Origin of the sequence: Umezawaea sp., from assembly GCF_036375055.1 — a bacterium.
Classification (GTDB): domain Bacteria; phylum Actinomycetota; class Actinomycetes; order Mycobacteriales; family Pseudonocardiaceae; genus Umezawaea.
In genome coordinates this window covers 22,843-38,748 of record NZ_DASUSQ010000123.1, presented here as the reverse complement: position 1 = coordinate 38,748, position 15,906 = coordinate 22,843, and the positions used below count along the sequence as shown (strand labels likewise).

Here is a 15,906-nt window from a genome sequence, read left to right as displayed (position 1 = left end):
GGACCCTCGGATCATGGCTCGCCTGTTCGGCACCGACGGAGTACGCGGTCTCGCCAATGCGGACCTCACCCCCGAACTGGCACTGTCCGTGGCCGCGGCCGCGGCGCGGGTGCTCGCCGAGCACGATCGGAGCCACCGCCCGGTGGCCCTGGTCGGTCGTGATCCACGGGCGAGCGGCGAGATGCTGGAGGCCGCGGTCGTCGCTGGCCTCAGCTCCGCGGGCGCGGACGTGCTCCGCGTCGGCGTGCTGCCGACGCCCGCCGTCGCGTTCCTGGTCGCCGCGCTCGGCGCGGACGTCGGCGTGATGATCTCCGCGTCGCACAACGCCATGCCGGACAACGGGATCAAGCTGTTCGCCGCGGGCGGCCACAAGCTCCCGGACTCGGTCGAGGACGAGATCGAGCAGAAGATGCTCACCCACGACGGCCGCCCCACGGGTGCCGCCATCGGTCGGGTCCGCGACGTCGAGGACGCCGAGGTCCAGTACGTCGAGCACCTGCTCAAGATCACCCCGCACCGCCTCGAAGGCATCAAGGTCGTCGTGGACTGCGCGAACGGGGCCGCCTCGATCGCCGCGCCGGACGCCTACCGCCGCGCGGGGGCCGAGGTCGTGGAGATCAACTCCACTCCGGACGGTCTGAACATCAACGACAACTGCGGTTCGACGCACCTCGACGTGGTGCGCGCCGCGGTCCTCGAACACGGTGCCGACCTGGGCATCGCCCACGACGGCGACGCCGACCGCTGCCTCGCCGTGGACGCCCAGGGCAACGAGGTCGACGGCGACCAGATCATGGCCGTCATCGCCGTCGCGATGCGCGACGCGGGCGAGCTGACCGACAACACGCTGGTGGCGACGGTGATGAGCAACCTCGGGCTGCACATCGCCATGCGGGAGCAGGGCATCGCGCTCCGCACGACCGGGGTGGGCGACCGGTACGTGCTGGAGGAGCTGCGGGCCGGTGGCTTCGCCCTCGGCGGCGAGCAGTCCGGCCACGTCGTGCTCCCGGCGCACGCCACCACCGGCGACGGCCTGCTGACCGCGCTGCGCCTGATGGCGCGGATGGCGGAGACCGGCAGGTCGCTGGCCGAGCTGGCGGGCGTGATGAGCAGGCTCCCGCAGGTGCTGATCAACGTCCGGGTGTCGGACAAGGCCGTGGTGGCGAAGGACACGTCGGTCAACGACGCCGTCGCCGAGGTGACCGCCGAACTGGGCGACGCGGGCCGCGTGCTGCTGCGCCCGTCGGGCACCGAGCAGCTCGTCCGGGTGATGGTCGAGGCCACCAGCCACGAAGCCGCCGAGTCCGCTGCGCGCAGGCTCGCCGGTGTGGTTTCCTCGGTCCACTGATCCGGAGTCGGGGGCGCGGGCATGGTCAATCTGGTCTTGGGTTTCATCGTCGGTCTCGCCGTGGGTGGGGGTGGCGTCTTCGCCATCACCAAGGCCAAGGCCAAGCAGGGGTTCACCCCGAACCAGGGCTACCCGCCCCCCACCCAGGGCTACCCGCCGAACCAGGGCTTCCCGCAGGGCCCGCCTCCTCCCGCGGGCCAGTTCCCGCCCCAGCAGCAACAGCAGCAGCGGCCGCCCCAGCAGTGGTGACCCGCTGCGCACCGCGCGTGGCGGCTGTTTACTAAGGCAACCGACTGGTCCAACCGGCCTCTCCCGGGCTGGTGGCCTGGGAGTCTTGTGCGGAACCCGGAGGGGCATGGCCGCGTCTCACCGGGGACTTCAGGGGAGGCAGGAGCACATGGCGGGTTTTCAGGCCAACGCGGGCGAGATGATGTCGTCGGCGACCACGATCCAGGGTGTGGCGTCCGACGTCGAGGAGTACAAGGCGAAGGTCACGGCCAGTGCGGTCGGGCCCAGCGACTTCGGCAGGGCGCACACGGCGGGCGGGTCCCGCTACCTCGCCGGGCTGCCCAAGGTCGCCGAGGCCGTCGCCGCCCACTCCGCCGCCCTGAAGGGCCTCGCCGACAAGCTCCGCAACTCCGCCAACGGCTACGACTGGTCCGACACGGCGAACGCGCAGAACCTCGCCAACACCGGGGGCAAGTGATGGCCACCCCGTCCTGGGACGACGTCAAGTCCGTCGTCGACAACCCCGCGGTGTCCTACGAGGACAAGAAGGCGCTCCTCGAGGCCTACTACGCGAACGACGTCAAGACCGACATCACCGGCACCCACAACGACGAGCTCGAGGAGTACCTCGACGACTACGACATCTCGTGGGGCGACGGGCAGTGGCAGGCCACCAAGGACTCCATGCCGTGGGCGGACAGCTCGGAAGACCGGCTGAACAACGCCTACGACAAGGGCAAGAAGGCCGCCGACGCGGGTGACGCGCGCAACGCCCAGCACGAGAAGGACAAGAAGGCCGGGCAGGACGCGCTGGACGCGTCGAACCAGCGCGCGTCCGACGGCGGTGCCGGTGTCGCCAACTCGAACGAGCTGCTGGACGCGGGCGCGCCGGGCCTCAAGTACTTCGAGAACTTCCTGCCGGTCTACGAGTACGCGAAGAAGATCATCGACGGCGGCAAGGTCAACACCGACGTCGGCAAGATGCGCGAGCGCTACGACGAGCAGCGCGACATCAACTTCCACAAGATCGACATCGACATCGTCGAGCTGCGCCAGGTCGCCCAGGACTCCCGCGACCGCCAGGGCGACGCCGAGAAGTCGATGAGCAAGCTCTGGTCCGGTTGGGACGGCAAGGCCGCCGACGCCTCCCGCGCGTTCGTGACGGGCATGTCGCAGAAGGCCGCCACCCACGCCGACGCCATCGACCACATCTCCGAGGTCACCAGGGCCGCGTGCCACACCGTGTCCGGTCTGGTGAACGCCAAGGCCAGGACGGTCCTCGAAGGCGTGCGCAACGTCAACGACATCGCGGGCCTGAGCCCCGACCAGATCAAGGAGGTCGTGGACGGCTGCACCGCCGAGGACGAGGCGAAGCTGCGCCGCGTCGCCGGGTTCGTGAACTACACGATCGACGACAGCTGCGGCGACGGCGACGAGTGGAAGCGACTCGTCCGCGACGAGGCGAACAAGTGGATCCGCAGCACGTTCAAGGCCGATGTGGACGGCAAGTGGCAGGTGTTCGACACCATCTGCACGACCACGAAGGACTCCGTCGACAAGGCCTGGGAAGAGCTGGGCAAGCAGATCGACGCGTTCAACACCAAGCCGTTCGACCCGCCGAAGCAGGAGACCCCGGCGGAGAAGCCGGGCGAGAACGGCAACGGCAACAACGGGAACTCGGGCAACACCGGGAACACCGGCACGGGCAGCACGGGCAGCGGCAGCACCGGCACGGGAAGCAGTGGCACGGGCGGCAGCGGGACCGGCGGCAGCGGCACCGGGTCGCCCCCGCCGACGCCCGCCGTCCCGGAGATGCCGAAGCCGGAGAACCCGCTCGACAAGGACGGCGACGGCAAGCCCGACGACGCCAACGGCGACGGGAAGCCGGACGACGCGAACGGTGACGGGAAGCCGGACGACGCGAACGGTGACGGCAAGCCGGACACCCCGGGGGGCGAGGGCGGCAAGCCGGGCGAGGAGAAGAACCCGGAGAGCGTCACGATCACCAGTGGCGCCAACGAGATCAAGGTCACCGAGCCGGACGCCCGCGGGCACGTGAAGGTGACCGTCGACACGCCGAACGCGCCGCCGAAGACCTACGACCTCGACTTCAGCAAGAACCCGGACGCCGCCAAGGCCCTGATGGGCCAGAACGGCGCCGCGGGCCTCGCGCAGGCCCTCTCGGGCCAGGGCGGCGGCACGGGCCAGGCCGGTGCGGGCCCCGTGCCCGGCTCGGGCCTGACGCCCGGCAGCGCACCCGCTCCTGGCGGTGGGGCGATCCCGATCGAGGCGGGTGCCGACGGCAAGGCCGTGATCGAGGCGGACGGCCTGTCCATCACCGCCGAGGTCGACCCGCTGACCGGTGAGATCAGCCTCACCGTCGACGACGGCGAGGGCGAGCCGCAGCAGTACGGCGTCGAGTTCGGCGAGGACGAGCCCGAGGGCGGCGGCCTCGCGGGTGGCGGACCGGCCGACGGGGGCAGGCCCGACGTCAGCGCGATGCCCGCCTTCACCGACGGCGAGCAGGGCTTCAGCACCATGCCCGCGTTCGCCGACGGCGGCCAGGGCGGGGGCACCGACGCGGCGTTCGGCCGGGACCTCGGTGGCCAGGGCTTCGCGGAGCCCGCGTTCGCGGACGCGGGTGGCCAGGGCCTCGGCGGGCAGGGGTTCACGGAGCCGGGGTTCGCGCCTGCTCCCGGTGAGCCGGGCCTCGGTGGGCAGGGCTTCACCGAGCCGGGGTTCGCGCCGGGTCTCGGTGACCAGGGCTTCAGCGGGCAGGGCTTCACGGAGCCGGGGCTCGCGCAGGGCTTCTCCGGGCAGGGCTTCACCGAGCCCAGCTTCAGCGACCAGGGCTTCGCCCAGCAGGGTTTCGCGCAGCAGGGCTTCACCGAACCGCAGGCGGCGCAGCCCGCCGGGTTCTCCGCGCCCGGCTTCGCCCAGCCGGGAGCCGACCCGGTGTTCCGGGAGCCGTCCCAGGACGGCACCACGTCCACGTCGGGTGCCTCGGCCCTGGGCGGTGGCGGTTTCGACCGCGCCGACTCGGTGCTCGGTCCGCAGGCCCCGACGTCCACGCCGGACCCCGCGATCGGCCCGCAGATCCCCGGCGCCTCGGCCGACCCCATGTGGGGTCCGCCCGCGCCGACCGGTGAGGCGGGTCTCGCCGACACGAGGGCGTCCCAGGCGGGCGAGCCCGGTTCGGCCTCCCTGCCGTCCATGCAGGACGGTGCGCACCCCGGCCAGACCGGCGGCGGCATGATGGGCGGCGGGATGATGGGCGGCGCACCCATGGGCGGTGGCGGCCAGCAGCAGGGCGGCGGCGACACGGAACGGGGTGCGAGCCAGTGGCGCACGACCGGTTCGCTGTTCGACGACGACGCCACCCTCGGCCGCGTGCAGGGCGCGCTCGGGGAGGAGAACGCACGATGACCGGGGTGAGGGCCGATGGCTGAGTTCGAGTCGTTGGAGAGCGTCAAGCGGAAGTTCGAGGGGATCAGGTCCGAGCACTCGGCGCGGATGGAGCTGGCGAGCCGCAAGTTCGAGGAGACGGACAAGGCCACCGCCCAGAGCCACAAGGAGTTCGTCGACAAGTCGAAGCGACTCGTCGACCGCTTGCGCGAGATGGCGAAGGCCCAGCGGGAGAACGCGGCCAAGAAGAAGCCGAGCGAACTCGCCTTCGGCATCGAGGACGACGAGCAGGGGCCGGACGAGTTCGCCGACCAGCTCGCCGCCGCGGAGCGCGCCAGGCTGGCCGCCGCGTCCCAGACGGCGGAGGGCTCGTTCCTCCAGGGCGCGCCGCCCGCGGCCCCGAGCCGGTGGGGCAGGGAGCAGCAGCCCGCCCCCGAACCGGTCGCCCAGGCCCCGGTGCGGCCACCGCTGCCGCCGCCGACCCGGCGGCCCGCGCAGCGTCCCGCCTCCGACGACGATGACGACTTCGGCAACGCGAGCTACCTCACGTGACGAGAAGGCCTCCCCGCCGCGGCGGGGAGGCCTTCTCCGTGCTCAGCGGTGCGGAGGTCCGGGAGGCGGACCGTAGCCGGGCGCCGGGGGTCCGTGACCGGTGGGCGGCTGTCCCGGTCCCTGCTGCTGTCCCGGTCCCTGCGGCGGACCCCACGCCCCCTGGCCCTGCTGCCCGTAGCCCTGGGGCGGTCCGTAGCCGGGCTGCTGGGGGCCGGGCGGCCCGTACCCCGGCGCTCCGGCGGGGCGGGGCGCACCCCGCAGCGCGCCCATCGCGGGCGGCAGCACGGTCAGGAGCGAGGCGAGGACGCCGAGGACGACGGCGGTCAGCTGGGAGCCGTCCACGCTGACCCCGGTGAAGCCGAAGTAGTTCTTGTAGACGATCTCCAGCACCAGCGGCGCGACGGCGAGGAGCGCACCCGCCCAGATCAGCGGCACGGCCGCCACCTTGCGCGCCACCAGCAGCACGGCGGCGAAGCCGAAGAGCAGCACGGGCAGGAACTGGGTCCACTCGGCGGCGGTGCTGAGCAGCGCCAGCGTGTCGGGGTCGCCGCCGGTGGCCTTCATCTGCACGTCGACGAGCTGGGGGTTGGTGTCGACCTCGTCGGCGTGCAGCACGCTGATCAGACCGAGCACGGCCCACAGGAGCGCCACTCCGGCCGCGGCGACCGCGCCGATCACGACGAAGGCCATGTTCCCGGCGCGCGGCGGTGGTCCGTGGCCCGGTGGGGGTTGTTGCTGTCCTGGCATCACGGCTCGACGGTAGCGGGTCGTCCGACCGACCACCCCCGGCTTCGCGCAGGTCTACCTGGTCAGTGCCGGGCGCGGGCCAGCGCGGCGCGCTGGTAGGTCAGGGCGGCGCCCTTGACGTCGTTGTCCAGCAGCGCGTCGTAGGTCTTGTCGCCGGTCAGCGTCCGCAGCAGGAACGCGGTGGTGAACGCCTTCGCGAGCTTGTTCGCGGCGCGTTCCCCCTTGCCGTCCAGCATGAGCTCGCTCCAGTGCCTGCCCTCGGCGAACCCGAGGTGGCCCACCTTCGGCAGGGTGCGCACCTGCACCGGCCCGAGCCAGGCCTCCGCGATGGCCTCGGAGTGGCCGACGGGCGGGGCGATGCGGTCCTCGCCCGCGGCGAGGTGCAGCCCCGGCACGGTGACGCGGCGCGCGGCGTCCAGGGCGGACGGTCGGGTCTCGGTGGCGGCCAACGTGATCACCGCGCGGACGCGCTCGTCGTCGGCGGCGGCCAGCACGGCGGCGCCACCGCCGAGCGAGTGGCCCGCGACGGCGAGCTTGGCCGGGTCGACGCTGATGTCGCCGTCGCCGAGCCGGACGCCCGAGCAGATGTCCAGGGTCGTGCGGAGGTTCGCGGCGTGCAGCCGCGCGGACAGCAGAGGGCCGCGCTGGGTGTTCGGCGCGGCGGCGACGATGCCCCACGACGCGAGGTGGCGGAGCAGGCCGACGTAGCGGCCGACGGGTTGGAGCCAGCCGTGGCCGAACGCCACGGCGGGCAGCCCGAGGCCGGACGCGGGCGTGAACACCGCCCCTGGCAGCCCGACGAGTGCCAGCTCGCCCCGCAGCACCTCGTGCTTTCCGGGCTTGCTGAGCTGGTCCAACGCCTGCTTCGCCGAGTAGCCGCTCACCCCTGGAACCGTAGTGGATGGCGGTCGTTCCCGAGACTCGCGCCACACGGCCGGATTGGTCTACACCAAATTGACCTGTGACCTGCGCAAACCCCGACCGGTGACACTTTCGGGTTACGGCCGTGGTCTAGCTACTCTGTCCGGGTGTGCGGAATCGTGGGATACGTGGGTCACCGGGCGGCGCTCGACGTCGTGCTCGACGGACTGAGGCGGATGGAGTACCGGGGGTACGACTCCGCGGGCGTCGCAGTCCTGGACGGGGAGGGCGGTCTGACCGTCGAACGCAAGGCGGGCAGGCTGGCCAACCTGGAGGCTCGGCTCGACGAGGTCGGGCGCGGGTCCTTCGGCGGGACGGCGGGCATGGGCCACACCCGGTGGGCGACGCACGGCGCGCCCGTCGACCGGAACTCGCACCCGCACCGGGACTCGACCGGGCGGGTCGCGGTCGTCCACAACGGCATCATCGAGAACTTCATCGCGCTGCGGACCGAGCTGGAGTCGGCAGGCGTCGAGATGACCAGCGACACCGACTCCGAGACCGCCGCGCACCTCGTCGCGCGGGCGTACGCCGAGGGCGAGACCGCGGGTGACCTGACCGAGAGCGTCCGCTCCGTGGTCCGCCGCCTGGAGGGCGCGTTCACGCTGGTCGTGACGCACGCCGACGTGCCGGACCAGGTCGTCGCGGCCCGCCGCTCCTCGCCGCTCGTGGTCGGCGTCGGCGACGGCGAGCACTTCGTCGCCTCGGACGTGTCGGCGTTCATCGAGCACACCCGCCAGGCCGTCGAACTGGGCCAGGACCAGGTCGTCGTGATCACCGCGGGCGGCTACGAGGTCACCGACTTCCACGGCGAGCCCGCCACCGCGAAGCCGTTCACCGTGGACTGGGACCTGTCGGCCGCCGAGAAGGGCGGCCACGACTACTTCATGCTCAAGGAGATCGAGGAGCAGCCGGAAGCCCTCGCGAACACGCTGCGCGGGCACTTCGACGGCGGCCGGATCGTCCTGGACGAGCAGCGCCTGTCCGACCAGGACCTGCGCGACGTCGACAAGGTGTTCGTCGTGGCCTGCGGCTCGGCCTACCACTCCGGCCTGGTCGCGAAGTACGCCATCGAGCACTGGACCCGCCTCCCCGTGGAGGTCGAGCTGGCCAGCGAGTTCCGCTACCGCGACCCGGTGCTCGACCGCGACACGCTCGTCGTCGCCGTCTCGCAGTCCGGTGAGACGGCGGACACCCTGGAGGCCGTGCGGCACGCCCGCGAGCAGAAGGCCCGCGTGCTGGCCGTGTGCAACACCAACGGCGCCCAGATCCCGCGCGAGTCCGACGCGGTGCTCTACACCCACGCGGGCCCGGAGATCGGGGTCGCGTCCACCAAGGCGTTCCTCGCCCAGATCGCGGCGAACTACCTGGTCGGCCTGGCCCTGGCGCAGGCCCGCGGCACCAAGTACCCGGACGAGGTCGCCCGCGAGTTCCGCGAGCTGGAGGCCATGCCCGACGCGGTGGCCAAGGTGCTCGGCACGACCGAGCAGGTCCGCGCGCTCGGCCGCGAGCTGGCCGACTCGAAGGCGGTGCTGTTCCTGGGTCGCCACGTCGGCTACCCGGTGGCCCTCGAAGGCGCGCTCAAGCTCAAGGAACTGGCGTACATGCACGCCGAGGGCTTCGCGGCCGGTGAGCTGAAGCACGGTCCGATCGCGCTGATCGAGGAGGGCCTGCCGGTCGTCGTGGTCATGCCGTCGCCGAAGGGCCGCGCGGTGCTGCACTCGAAGATGGTGTCCAACATCAGCGAGATCCAGGCCCGCGGCGCGCGCACGATCGTGATCGCCGAGGAGGGCGACGAGACGGTCCGGCCGTTCGCCGACCACCTCATCGAGATCCCGGCCGTGCCGACGCTGCTCCAGCCGCTCATCTCGACGGTGCCGCTCCAGGTGCTGGCCGCCGAGATCGCCCGCAGCCGCGGCTACGACGTCGACAAGCCCCGCAACCTCGCCAAGTCCGTCACGGTCGAGTAGGTCGCCCTAGGCTTGATCCATGCGCGGTTTCTGGAACACCGAACACGTCAAGGCGGCCGAGGACCGGCTGCTGGCCAGGACCCCGGACGGCGCGCTGATGCGGCGCGCCGCCTTCGGCGTGGCCGTGGTCGCCCTGGAGCTGCTGGCGGGGCGCAGGCGGGTTGGCCTGCTCGTCGGGGCGGGCGGCAACGGCGGCGACGCCCTGTGGGCCGGGTACTTCCTCCGGCGCCGGGGCGTGGCCGTGACCGCGGTCCTGCTCACCCCCGACCGCGCGCACCCGGCGGGCCTGGCCGCGTTCCGCAGGGCGGGCGGCCGGGTCGCCACCGAGCTGCCCGAGGTGGACCTGGTCGTCGACGGGATCGTGGGCCTCTCGGCCCGCGGCCCGCTCCGGCCGGACGCCGCCGAGCACGTCGCCAAGGTCACCGCGCCGATCCTCGCCGTGGACCTGCCCAGCGGAGTCGACCCCGACACCGGCGTGACCAGCGGTCCGTTCGTCGAGGCGCACACCACCGCCACGTTCGGCTGCCACAAGCCGGTGCACGCGCTGGCCGACTGCGGCGACGTGCGGCTGGTCGACATCGGCCTCGGGCCCGAGCTGCACGGCCCGGACCTGATGGAGCTGGAGCACGCCGACGTGGCGCTGGCCTGGCCCGTGCCCGGCATCGGCGACGACAAGTACACCCAGGGCGTCACGGGCATCGCCGCCGGATCGGCCACCTACCCCGGCGCCGCCGTGCTCTCCACCGGCGCCTCGGTCCTGGCCACGTCGGGCATGGTCCGCTACGCGGGTCAGGCGGCCGACGCCGTCCGAGCCCGCTGGCCCGAGTCGATCTGCACCGGCTCCATCACCGACGCGGGCCGCGTCCAGGCGTGGTCCGTCGGACCGGGCCTCGGCACCGGGCTGAGCGCCGAGAACGTCCTCCGCCACGTGCTGGAGGCCGGTGTCCCGGTCTGCGCGGACGCCGACGCCATCACGATGTTCGCCAACAACCCGGACCTGTGGGACGCCCGCGACCCGGACACCACCGTCGTCCTCACCCCGCACGACCGCGAGTACGCGCGGCTGATGGGGGAGGAGGTCGGCACCGACCGGGTGGCCGCGGCGAAGCGGGCCGCCGAGCGGTTCAACGCCGTGCTGCTGCTCAAGGGGAACACCACGATCATCGCCGACCCCGGCGGCGCGGTCGCCGTGAACCGGTCCCGGTCGGCCTGGCCCGCGACGGCCGGTTCCGGTGACGTGCTGTCCGGCGTGCTCGGCTCGCTGCTCGCCGCGGGCGTCCACCCGCCGCTCGCGGCGGCCTGCGCCGCGCACGTGCACTCCCTCGCGGGCGAGATCGCCGCCGACGGCGCCCCGATCCCGGCGTCGTCGCTGATGGCCGCCATCCCGGACGCGATTCGTTCCGTGCGGGCTGTGACACCATGATTGGCGTCATGGCTGCCTCCACCCCCCGCGCCGAGGTCGTGGTCGACCTCGCCGCCTTCCGCCGCAACGTCGCCGTGCTGTCCGGCCTGGCCGACCGCACCGGCGCGGCGACCATGGTCGTGGTCAAGGCCGACGGCTACGGCCACGGTGCCGTGGACGTGGCCCGTGCCGCCCTCACCGCGGGCGCGACGTGGCTGGGCTCCTGCTCGCTGGCCGAGGCGCTGGCCCTGCGCGCGGCGGGCATCACCGCGCGCGTGCTGTCCTGGCTCGACCTGCCCGGCGAGGACTTCGCCGCGGGCGTGGCGGCCGACGTGGACATCTCGGTGGCGTCGACCCGGATGCTGCGCACCGTCGCGGAGGCCGCTCGGGCCGCGGGCGGGCGGGCCCGGATCCACCTCAAGATCGACACCGGTCTCTCCCGCAACGGCTGCCAGCCCGCGGACTGGCCCGCGCTGGTGGCGGAGGCCGCGGCCACCCCGGCCGTCGAGGTCGTGGCCGTCTGGTCCCACCTGGCCTGCGCGGACGAGATCGGCCACCCGTCGATCAGCCTCCAGGCCGAGCGCTTCGACACCGCCTACCGGCAGGCGCTGGCCGCCGGGCTCCGGCCGCTGCGCCACCTCGCCAACTCGGCGGCCCTGATCACCCGCCCCGACCTGCACTTCGACCTGGTCCGGCCGGGTATCGCCGCGTACGGCCTGAACCCGGTCCGCGTGCCGGTGGACCTGCGTCCGGTGATGACGTTCCGCGCGGGCGTGGCCCTCACCAAGCGCGTCCCGGCCGGGGAGTCGGTGTCGTACGGCCTCACCTGGACGACCCCGAGGGACACCACCCTCGCGCTGGTGCCCGCGGGCTACGCCGACGGCGTCCCCCGCAGCCTGTCCGGACGGATGGAGGTCCTGCTGGGGGGCCGACGGCTCCCGGTCGTGGGCCGCGTCTGCATGGACCAGGTCGTGGTGGACTGCGGCGCCCTCGACGTGGCCGAGGGCGACGAGGTCGTCCTCTTCGGCCCCGGCGACCGCGGTGAACCCACCGCGCGGGAGTGGGCGGACGCGATCGGCACGATCGACTACGAGATCGTCACCGGTATGCACCGCCCGAGGCTGCGCCGCACCTACGTGGGCGTCCCGGAGCTGGTCGAGACGTGAACTCCCTCTGGAAAACCCTGGGCCTGGCCACCGGTGTCCTCGGCGCCGCCGCGACCGGCGCGGTCGTGGGCGCGGCGGCCCACCGCAAGAAGGTCTCCGAGGAGCGCAAGGCCAGGGACCCGCTGGCCGACGAGCCGCTGGGCGAGCTGCCCGCGGACCGGGAGTCGACCGTCGCGGCGGACGACGGCGTCCCGCTGTCCGTGGAGGAGGTCCTCCCGGCCGACGGCGGCGACCCCGAGCTGAACGTGGTCCTCGTGCACGGTTTCGCGCTCGACCGCCGCTGCTGGCACTTCCAGCGCCGCGACCTGGCGGCGCTGGTCGAGCCGCGGGTCCGCCAGGTCCTCTACGACCAGCGCAGCCACGGCCGGTCGGGCCGGTCCACGCCCGAGGGCAGCACCATCGAGCAGCTGGCCCACGACCTGGACGCGGTGATCCGCGCGGTCGTCCCGGACGGTCCGCTGGTGCTCGTCGGCCACTCGATGGGCGGCATGACGATCATGGCGCTGGCCGAGCAGCGGCCGGAGCTGTTCGCCGACCGCGTGCGCGGCGTGGCCCTGGTCGGCACGGCGGCCGGGGCCGTCGGCGGCGCGGGCCTGTCGAAGTCGGTGCTGTCCCGCTACAACCCCGTCACCCTCGGCGTCGGCAGGCTGGCGGGCATCCAGCCGGGGTTCGTCGAGTGGGCGCGGCGGCGGGCGGACAAGGTCACCTGGGGCGGCATCAGGGTCCTGGCGTTCGGCGACCGCAAGGTCAGCCCGCTGCTGGTGGACCTGATGGAGAAGATGATCAACCAGACCAGCGTCAAGGTCCTCACGGAGTTCCTGGAGACCCTGGGAACCCACAACCGCTACCGCGCCCTGGCCGGACTCCGCCACTGCGAGGTCCTGGTCGTCAGCGGTGACGCGGACCGGCTCACGCCGTTCTCCCACGCGGAGCGCATGGCGGAGGAGATGCCGGACGGCGAACTGGTGCGCGCGCCCGGCGCGGGCCACATGGTCATGCTGGAACAACCGGAACTGGTCACCGGGCACCTGATCGGTTTGATTCGGCGGTCCGCCGTCGAGCAGGACGAAAGTCGACGGCGATGGTGGCGACGAGCGTGAGCAAGACCCTGGAACTGCCCCGTGTGGAGGACACCGAGGCGTTCGGCGAACGGCTGGGGAAGGTCCTGCGGGGCGGTGACCTGCTGCTGCTGGCGGGACCGCTGGGCGCGGGCAAGACGGCGCTGGTGCGGGGCCTGGCGGTGGGGCTGGGCGTCACCGGCCGGGTCAGCTCGCCCACGTTCGTCATCGCGCGGCTCCACGAGCCCGCCGAGGGCGGTCGGGGCATCGCGCTGGTCCACGTCGACGCCTACCGGCTCGGCGGCGACCTGGAGGAGCTGGACGACCTCGACCTCGACACCGACCTGGTCGACTCGGTCGTGGCGGTCGAGTGGGGCGAGGGCGCGGCCGAGCGCCTCTCCGAGGACCACCTGCTGATCCGCCTGGAGCGGCGGGACGACGACGTGCGGCTGGCCCACCTGCTCCCGCACGGCTCGTGGGTGGACCGCGAACTGCCCTAGGGGCCGGCGACCCCCCTGACCACGCCCAGTTCCACGAGGTCCTGCGGGCGCAGCTTCAGCTGGTCCGCCGTGGCCTTCACCTGCGACGGGTCGCGCTTCAGGATCGCGGCGGCCAGTTCGGGGGCGATCACCGAGAAGTAGGCGTCCGGGGCGATCCACGTCTGGTCCGGTGACGCCAGGGCCAGCGCCCCGCCGGAGCCGCCCTCGCCGACGACCAGCGTCGTGACGGGCACCCGTGCGGCGGCCAGCGCGCCGAACAGCTCGGCGATGGCCGGTCCGACTCCCGCGCGTTCGGCGGCGGCGTCGTTGGCGGCCCCCGGCGTGTCCACCAGCGTCAGCACCGGCAGCCCGAGCCGTTCGGCGAGCCGGACGACCCGGCTGGCGGTCCGGAACCCCGCGGGTGTGTTGGCGGTCCCGGTCTGCGCCGCGTAGACGACGGACCGGCCCTCGTGCAGCCCGATCCCGCAGAGCATCCCCGGATCGACCCCGCCCGCCCGGTCGCCGCTGAACGGGATCCGCGCCGAGAAGTAGTCGTCAAGGTAGGCCTGCGCGCGGGGTCGTTCGGGGGCGCGCGCCCGTTCCACGGCCGCCCACCCGTCGGCGGGCAGGTCCGTCGCGCCCAGCGCGCGGGGCACCGACGCGGGCCGCAGGTCGCCGCCCATCAGCAGCGGCAGCAGCGCTCCCAGGACACCGCCCAGCTCGGCGGGCTCCACGACGAGGTCCACCGCGCCCGCCGCGAACTGGCCCTCGCTGGTGTAGGCGGGGTCGTCCAGGTCGGCGGCGGGCCGCACCCGTGACCCGGCGAAGCCCACCTGCGCGCCGGGCACGGCCAGCACCACGTCGGCACCCGCCCCCAGCGAGGCCCAGATGCCACCGGTGGTCGGGTCGCACAGCACGGACACGTGCGGCAGGCCCGCCTCGGCGTGCCGCGCGCACAGGCCGGAGATCCGCTGCAACTGGCGCAGCGACGCCATGCCCTCCTGCATCCGGCTGCCGCCGGTGGCGATGACCGACACCACCGGCAGGCCCTCCGCGCCCGCCTCGGTGAACGCCTCCTCGATCAGGTCCCCGGTGGCCGTGCCGACGGAGCCGCCGAGGAACCGGAAGTCGAACGAGATCGCCACGGCGTCGCCGCGCCGTTCCCACGACACCGACTCGTCGCCGCCGGTCTTGGACCGGGCCCGCCCCAGCTGGGCACCGTAACCCGCCCAACCGAGGGGGTTCATGCGCCGAGGGAACGCTTGAGGACCTTGCCCATGTCGTTGCGCGGCAGCGCTTCCAGGAACCGCACCACCCGCGGCCTCTTGTGCGGCGACAGCAGCCCGGCCACGTGGTCGGCCAGCTCGGCCTCGCTCGGGAACTCCCCGGTGGCGGGCACGACCCACGCCACGATCCGCTCGCCGAGGTCGTCGTCCGGCTCGCCGGTCACGGCCGCCTCGGCCACGCCGGGGTGCTCCAGCAGGGCGTTCTCGATCTCACCCGCACCGATCTTGTACCCGCCGCTCTTGATCAGGTCGGTGGCCCGCCGCCCGACGATCCGCACGTACCCGTCCGGGTCGAGCACGGCCATGTCACCGGTCCGGAACCAGCCGTCCACGAACGCGGCGGCCGTGGCGTCGGGCCGGTTCAGGTACTCCAGGAACAGGTTCGGCCCGCGCACCTCGATCTCGCCGATCCCGGTGTCGATCTCCCGGATCGCGTCGGCCGCGCCCTCCTCCCCGGCCAGACGGACCTCCACGCCGTCCAGGGGAAGACCGACGGTCCCCGGCCTGCGGTCGCCGGACGCGCGGACGCTGGTGTTCATCAGCGTCTCGCTCATCCCGTACCGCTCGACGACCCGCTGCCCGGTGGCCGCCGCGATCCGCTCGTGCACCGTCGCGGGCAGCGCGGCGGACCCGGACACCAGCAGCCGCGCGGCGGAGAACCCGGCGGCCAGGGACGGGTCGGCCTCCACCTCGGCGGCGATCCGCGAGTACATCGTCGGCACGCCGAACATCACGCCACCGCCCGCCAACGCCTCCGAGGCGGCGGCGACGGAGAACTTCCCGAGGTGCTTCGCGGTCCCGCCGCGCCGCAGCGGGCCGAGCACGCCGAGGCCGAGGCCGTGCACGTGGAACAGCGGCAGCGCGTGCACGACGACGTCGGCGGCCGTCCACTCCCACGCGGTGGCCAGCGAGTCCAGGTTGCTGCTCAGCGCCCGGTGGGGGAGCACCACGCCCTTCGGCGGGCCGGTGGTCCCCGACGTGTAGATGATCAGCGCGGGCGTCTCAGGGTCGAGCGACCGCACCTCGACCGGCGGCCCGGACGGCAGCGTCCCGTCCAGCACCAGGTCCGGCGAGCTGTCGGACATGATGTGCGCCAGCTCGCGCTCGCCGATCTTCGGGTTGATCGGCACCACGGGCACCCCGGCGAGCAGCGCGCCGACGATCGCCACGACCGCCTCGACGGTCGAGTGCGCCCACACCGCGACCCGCGACACCCCGGCCAGCCCGCCCGCGACCGACCGGGCCTCCTCGGCCAGCTCCCGGTAGGTCATGGTCCGACCGGGGAAGTCGAGCGCGATGTCGTCCGAGGGGGAGGCGAGCGCGGGGATCAACATCTGCGCAACG

At 73.4% G+C, this 15,906-nt stretch carries 14 protein-coding genes; 10 read left to right on the top strand and 4 right to left on the bottom strand.

Features of this window, described 5'->3' with window-relative positions; translation table 11 throughout:
- Positions 1 to 13 precede the first annotated feature (13 nt).
- The 5 genes from glmM (at position 14) to VFZ92_RS30595 (ending at position 5,533) form a co-directional block, all read left to right on the top strand.
- Entirely contained in the window at positions 14 to 1,348 is a 1,335-nt protein-coding gene (gene glmM, locus VFZ92_RS30615; RefSeq protein WP_330879550.1) for a phosphoglucosamine mutase, read from the top strand.
- A gap of 21 nt (positions 1,349 to 1,369) precedes the next feature.
- On the top strand, positions 1,370 to 1,597 hold the full coding sequence (locus VFZ92_RS30610) for a hypothetical protein (protein WP_330879549.1): 228 nt from the start codon (positions 1,370 to 1,372) through the stop codon (positions 1,595 to 1,597).
- 148 nt (positions 1,598 to 1,745) lie between these two features.
- The gene (locus tag VFZ92_RS30605; protein ID WP_330879548.1) at positions 1,746 to 2,054 is read left to right on the top strand and encodes a type VII secretion target; all 309 of its coding nucleotides are present in this window, start codon (positions 1,746 to 1,748) and stop codon (positions 2,052 to 2,054) included.
- Positions 2,054 to 5,002: a hypothetical protein gene (locus tag VFZ92_RS30600; RefSeq protein WP_330879547.1), complete on the top strand. Its 2,949-nt coding sequence runs from the start codon at positions 2,054 to 2,056 to the stop codon at positions 5,000 to 5,002. Before VFZ92_RS30605 ends, VFZ92_RS30600 begins: the two co-directional genes overlap by 1 nt.
- 15 nt (positions 5,003 to 5,017) lie before the next feature.
- The gene (locus VFZ92_RS30595; protein WP_330879546.1) at positions 5,018 to 5,533 is read left to right on the top strand and encodes a hypothetical protein; all 516 of its coding nucleotides are present in this window, start codon (positions 5,018 to 5,020) and stop codon (positions 5,531 to 5,533) included.
- Between the two features lie 42 nt (positions 5,534 to 5,575).
- Here VFZ92_RS30595 and VFZ92_RS30590 read toward each other — a convergent pair whose 3' ends face one another.
- Together VFZ92_RS30590 and VFZ92_RS30585 are read right to left on the bottom strand one after the other, a co-directional pair.
- A complete protein-coding gene (locus VFZ92_RS30590; protein WP_330879545.1) occupies positions 5,576 to 6,283 on the bottom strand; it encodes a hypothetical protein in 708 nt (235 codons plus the stop codon).
- 59 nt (positions 6,284 to 6,342) lie between these two features.
- The gene (locus tag VFZ92_RS30585; RefSeq protein ID WP_330879544.1) at positions 6,343 to 7,164 is read right to left on the bottom strand and encodes a dienelactone hydrolase family protein; all 822 of its coding nucleotides are present in this window, start codon (positions 7,162 to 7,164) and stop codon (positions 6,343 to 6,345) included.
- Between the two features lie 144 nt (positions 7,165 to 7,308).
- On the opposite strand from VFZ92_RS30585, the gene glmS reads away from it, so the two are divergent.
- The 5 genes from glmS to tsaE are packed head-to-tail and all read left to right on the top strand — an operon-like array spanning position 7,309 to position 13,297.
- Positions 7,309 to 9,171, top strand: coding sequence for a glutamine--fructose-6-phosphate transaminase (isomerizing) (glmS, locus tag VFZ92_RS30580; RefSeq protein WP_330879543.1), 1,863 nt, complete (start codon positions 7,309 to 7,311; stop codon positions 9,169 to 9,171).
- Positions 9,172 to 9,190: 19 nt separating this feature from the next.
- Complete coding sequence (locus VFZ92_RS30575; RefSeq protein WP_330879542.1) at positions 9,191 to 10,594, top strand: NAD(P)H-hydrate dehydratase; 1,404 nt, start codon at positions 9,191 to 9,193, stop codon at positions 10,592 to 10,594.
- Positions 10,595 to 10,602: 8 nt separating this feature from the next.
- A complete protein-coding gene (gene alr / locus VFZ92_RS30570) occupies positions 10,603 to 11,739 on the top strand; it encodes an alanine racemase (RefSeq protein WP_330879541.1) in 1,137 nt (378 codons plus the stop codon).
- Positions 11,736 to 12,839: an alpha/beta hydrolase gene (locus VFZ92_RS30565; RefSeq protein WP_330879540.1), complete on the top strand. Its 1,104-nt coding sequence runs from the start codon at positions 11,736 to 11,738 to the stop codon at positions 12,837 to 12,839. Before alr ends, VFZ92_RS30565 begins: the two co-directional genes overlap by 4 nt.
- On the top strand, positions 12,821 to 13,297 hold the full coding sequence (tsaE, locus tag VFZ92_RS30560; protein ID WP_330879539.1) for a tRNA (adenosine(37)-N6)-threonylcarbamoyltransferase complex ATPase subunit type 1 TsaE: 477 nt from the start codon (positions 12,821 to 12,823) through the stop codon (positions 13,295 to 13,297). Before VFZ92_RS30565 ends, tsaE begins: the two co-directional genes overlap by 19 nt.
- Here tsaE and VFZ92_RS30555 read toward each other — a convergent pair.
- Together VFZ92_RS30555 and VFZ92_RS30550 are read right to left on the bottom strand one after the other, a co-directional pair.
- On the bottom strand, positions 13,294 to 14,523 hold the full coding sequence (locus VFZ92_RS30555) for a carboxyl transferase domain-containing protein (RefSeq protein WP_330879538.1): 1,230 nt from the start codon (positions 14,521 to 14,523) through the stop codon (positions 13,294 to 13,296). The genes tsaE and VFZ92_RS30555 overlap by 4 nt on opposite strands.
- Entirely contained in the window at positions 14,520 to 15,896 is a 1,377-nt protein-coding gene (locus VFZ92_RS30550; protein WP_330879537.1) for an acyl-CoA synthetase, read from the bottom strand. The genes VFZ92_RS30555 and VFZ92_RS30550 overlap by 4 nt, the downstream gene beginning before the upstream one ends.
- Positions 15,897 to 15,906: the final 10 nt, after the last annotated feature.

Excerpts from the sequence above, each read along its gene's own strand:
- glmM (WP_330879550.1), top strand. The coding sequence starts at position 14 with ATGGCTCGCCTGTTCGGCACCGACGGAGTACGCGGTCTCGCCAATGCG.
- VFZ92_RS30610 (WP_330879549.1), top strand. The coding sequence starts at position 1,370 with ATGGTCAATCTGGTCTTGGGTTTCATCGTCGGTCTCGCCGTGGGTGGG.
- VFZ92_RS30605 (WP_330879548.1), top strand. The coding sequence starts at position 1,746 with ATGGCGGGTTTTCAGGCCAACGCGGGCGAGATGATGTCGTCGGCGACC.
- VFZ92_RS30600 (WP_330879547.1), top strand. The coding sequence starts at position 2,054 with ATGGCCACCCCGTCCTGGGACGACGTCAAGTCCGTCGTCGACAACCCC.
- VFZ92_RS30595 (WP_330879546.1), top strand. The coding sequence starts at position 5,018 with ATGGCTGAGTTCGAGTCGTTGGAGAGCGTCAAGCGGAAGTTCGAGGGG.
- VFZ92_RS30575 (WP_330879542.1), top strand. The coding sequence starts at position 9,191 with ATGCGCGGTTTCTGGAACACCGAACACGTCAAGGCGGCCGAGGACCGG.
- alr (WP_330879541.1), top strand. The coding sequence starts at position 10,603 with ATGGCTGCCTCCACCCCCCGCGCCGAGGTCGTGGTCGACCTCGCCGCC.
- tsaE (WP_330879539.1), top strand. The coding sequence starts at position 12,821 with ATGGTGGCGACGAGCGTGAGCAAGACCCTGGAACTGCCCCGTGTGGAG.
- VFZ92_RS30555 (WP_330879538.1), bottom strand. The coding sequence starts at position 14,523 with ATGAACCCCCTCGGTTGGGCGGGTTACGGTGCCCAGCTGGGGCGGGCC.
- VFZ92_RS30550 (WP_330879537.1), bottom strand. The coding sequence starts at position 15,896 with ATGTTGATCCCCGCGCTCGCCTCCCCCTCGGACGACATCGCGCTCGAC.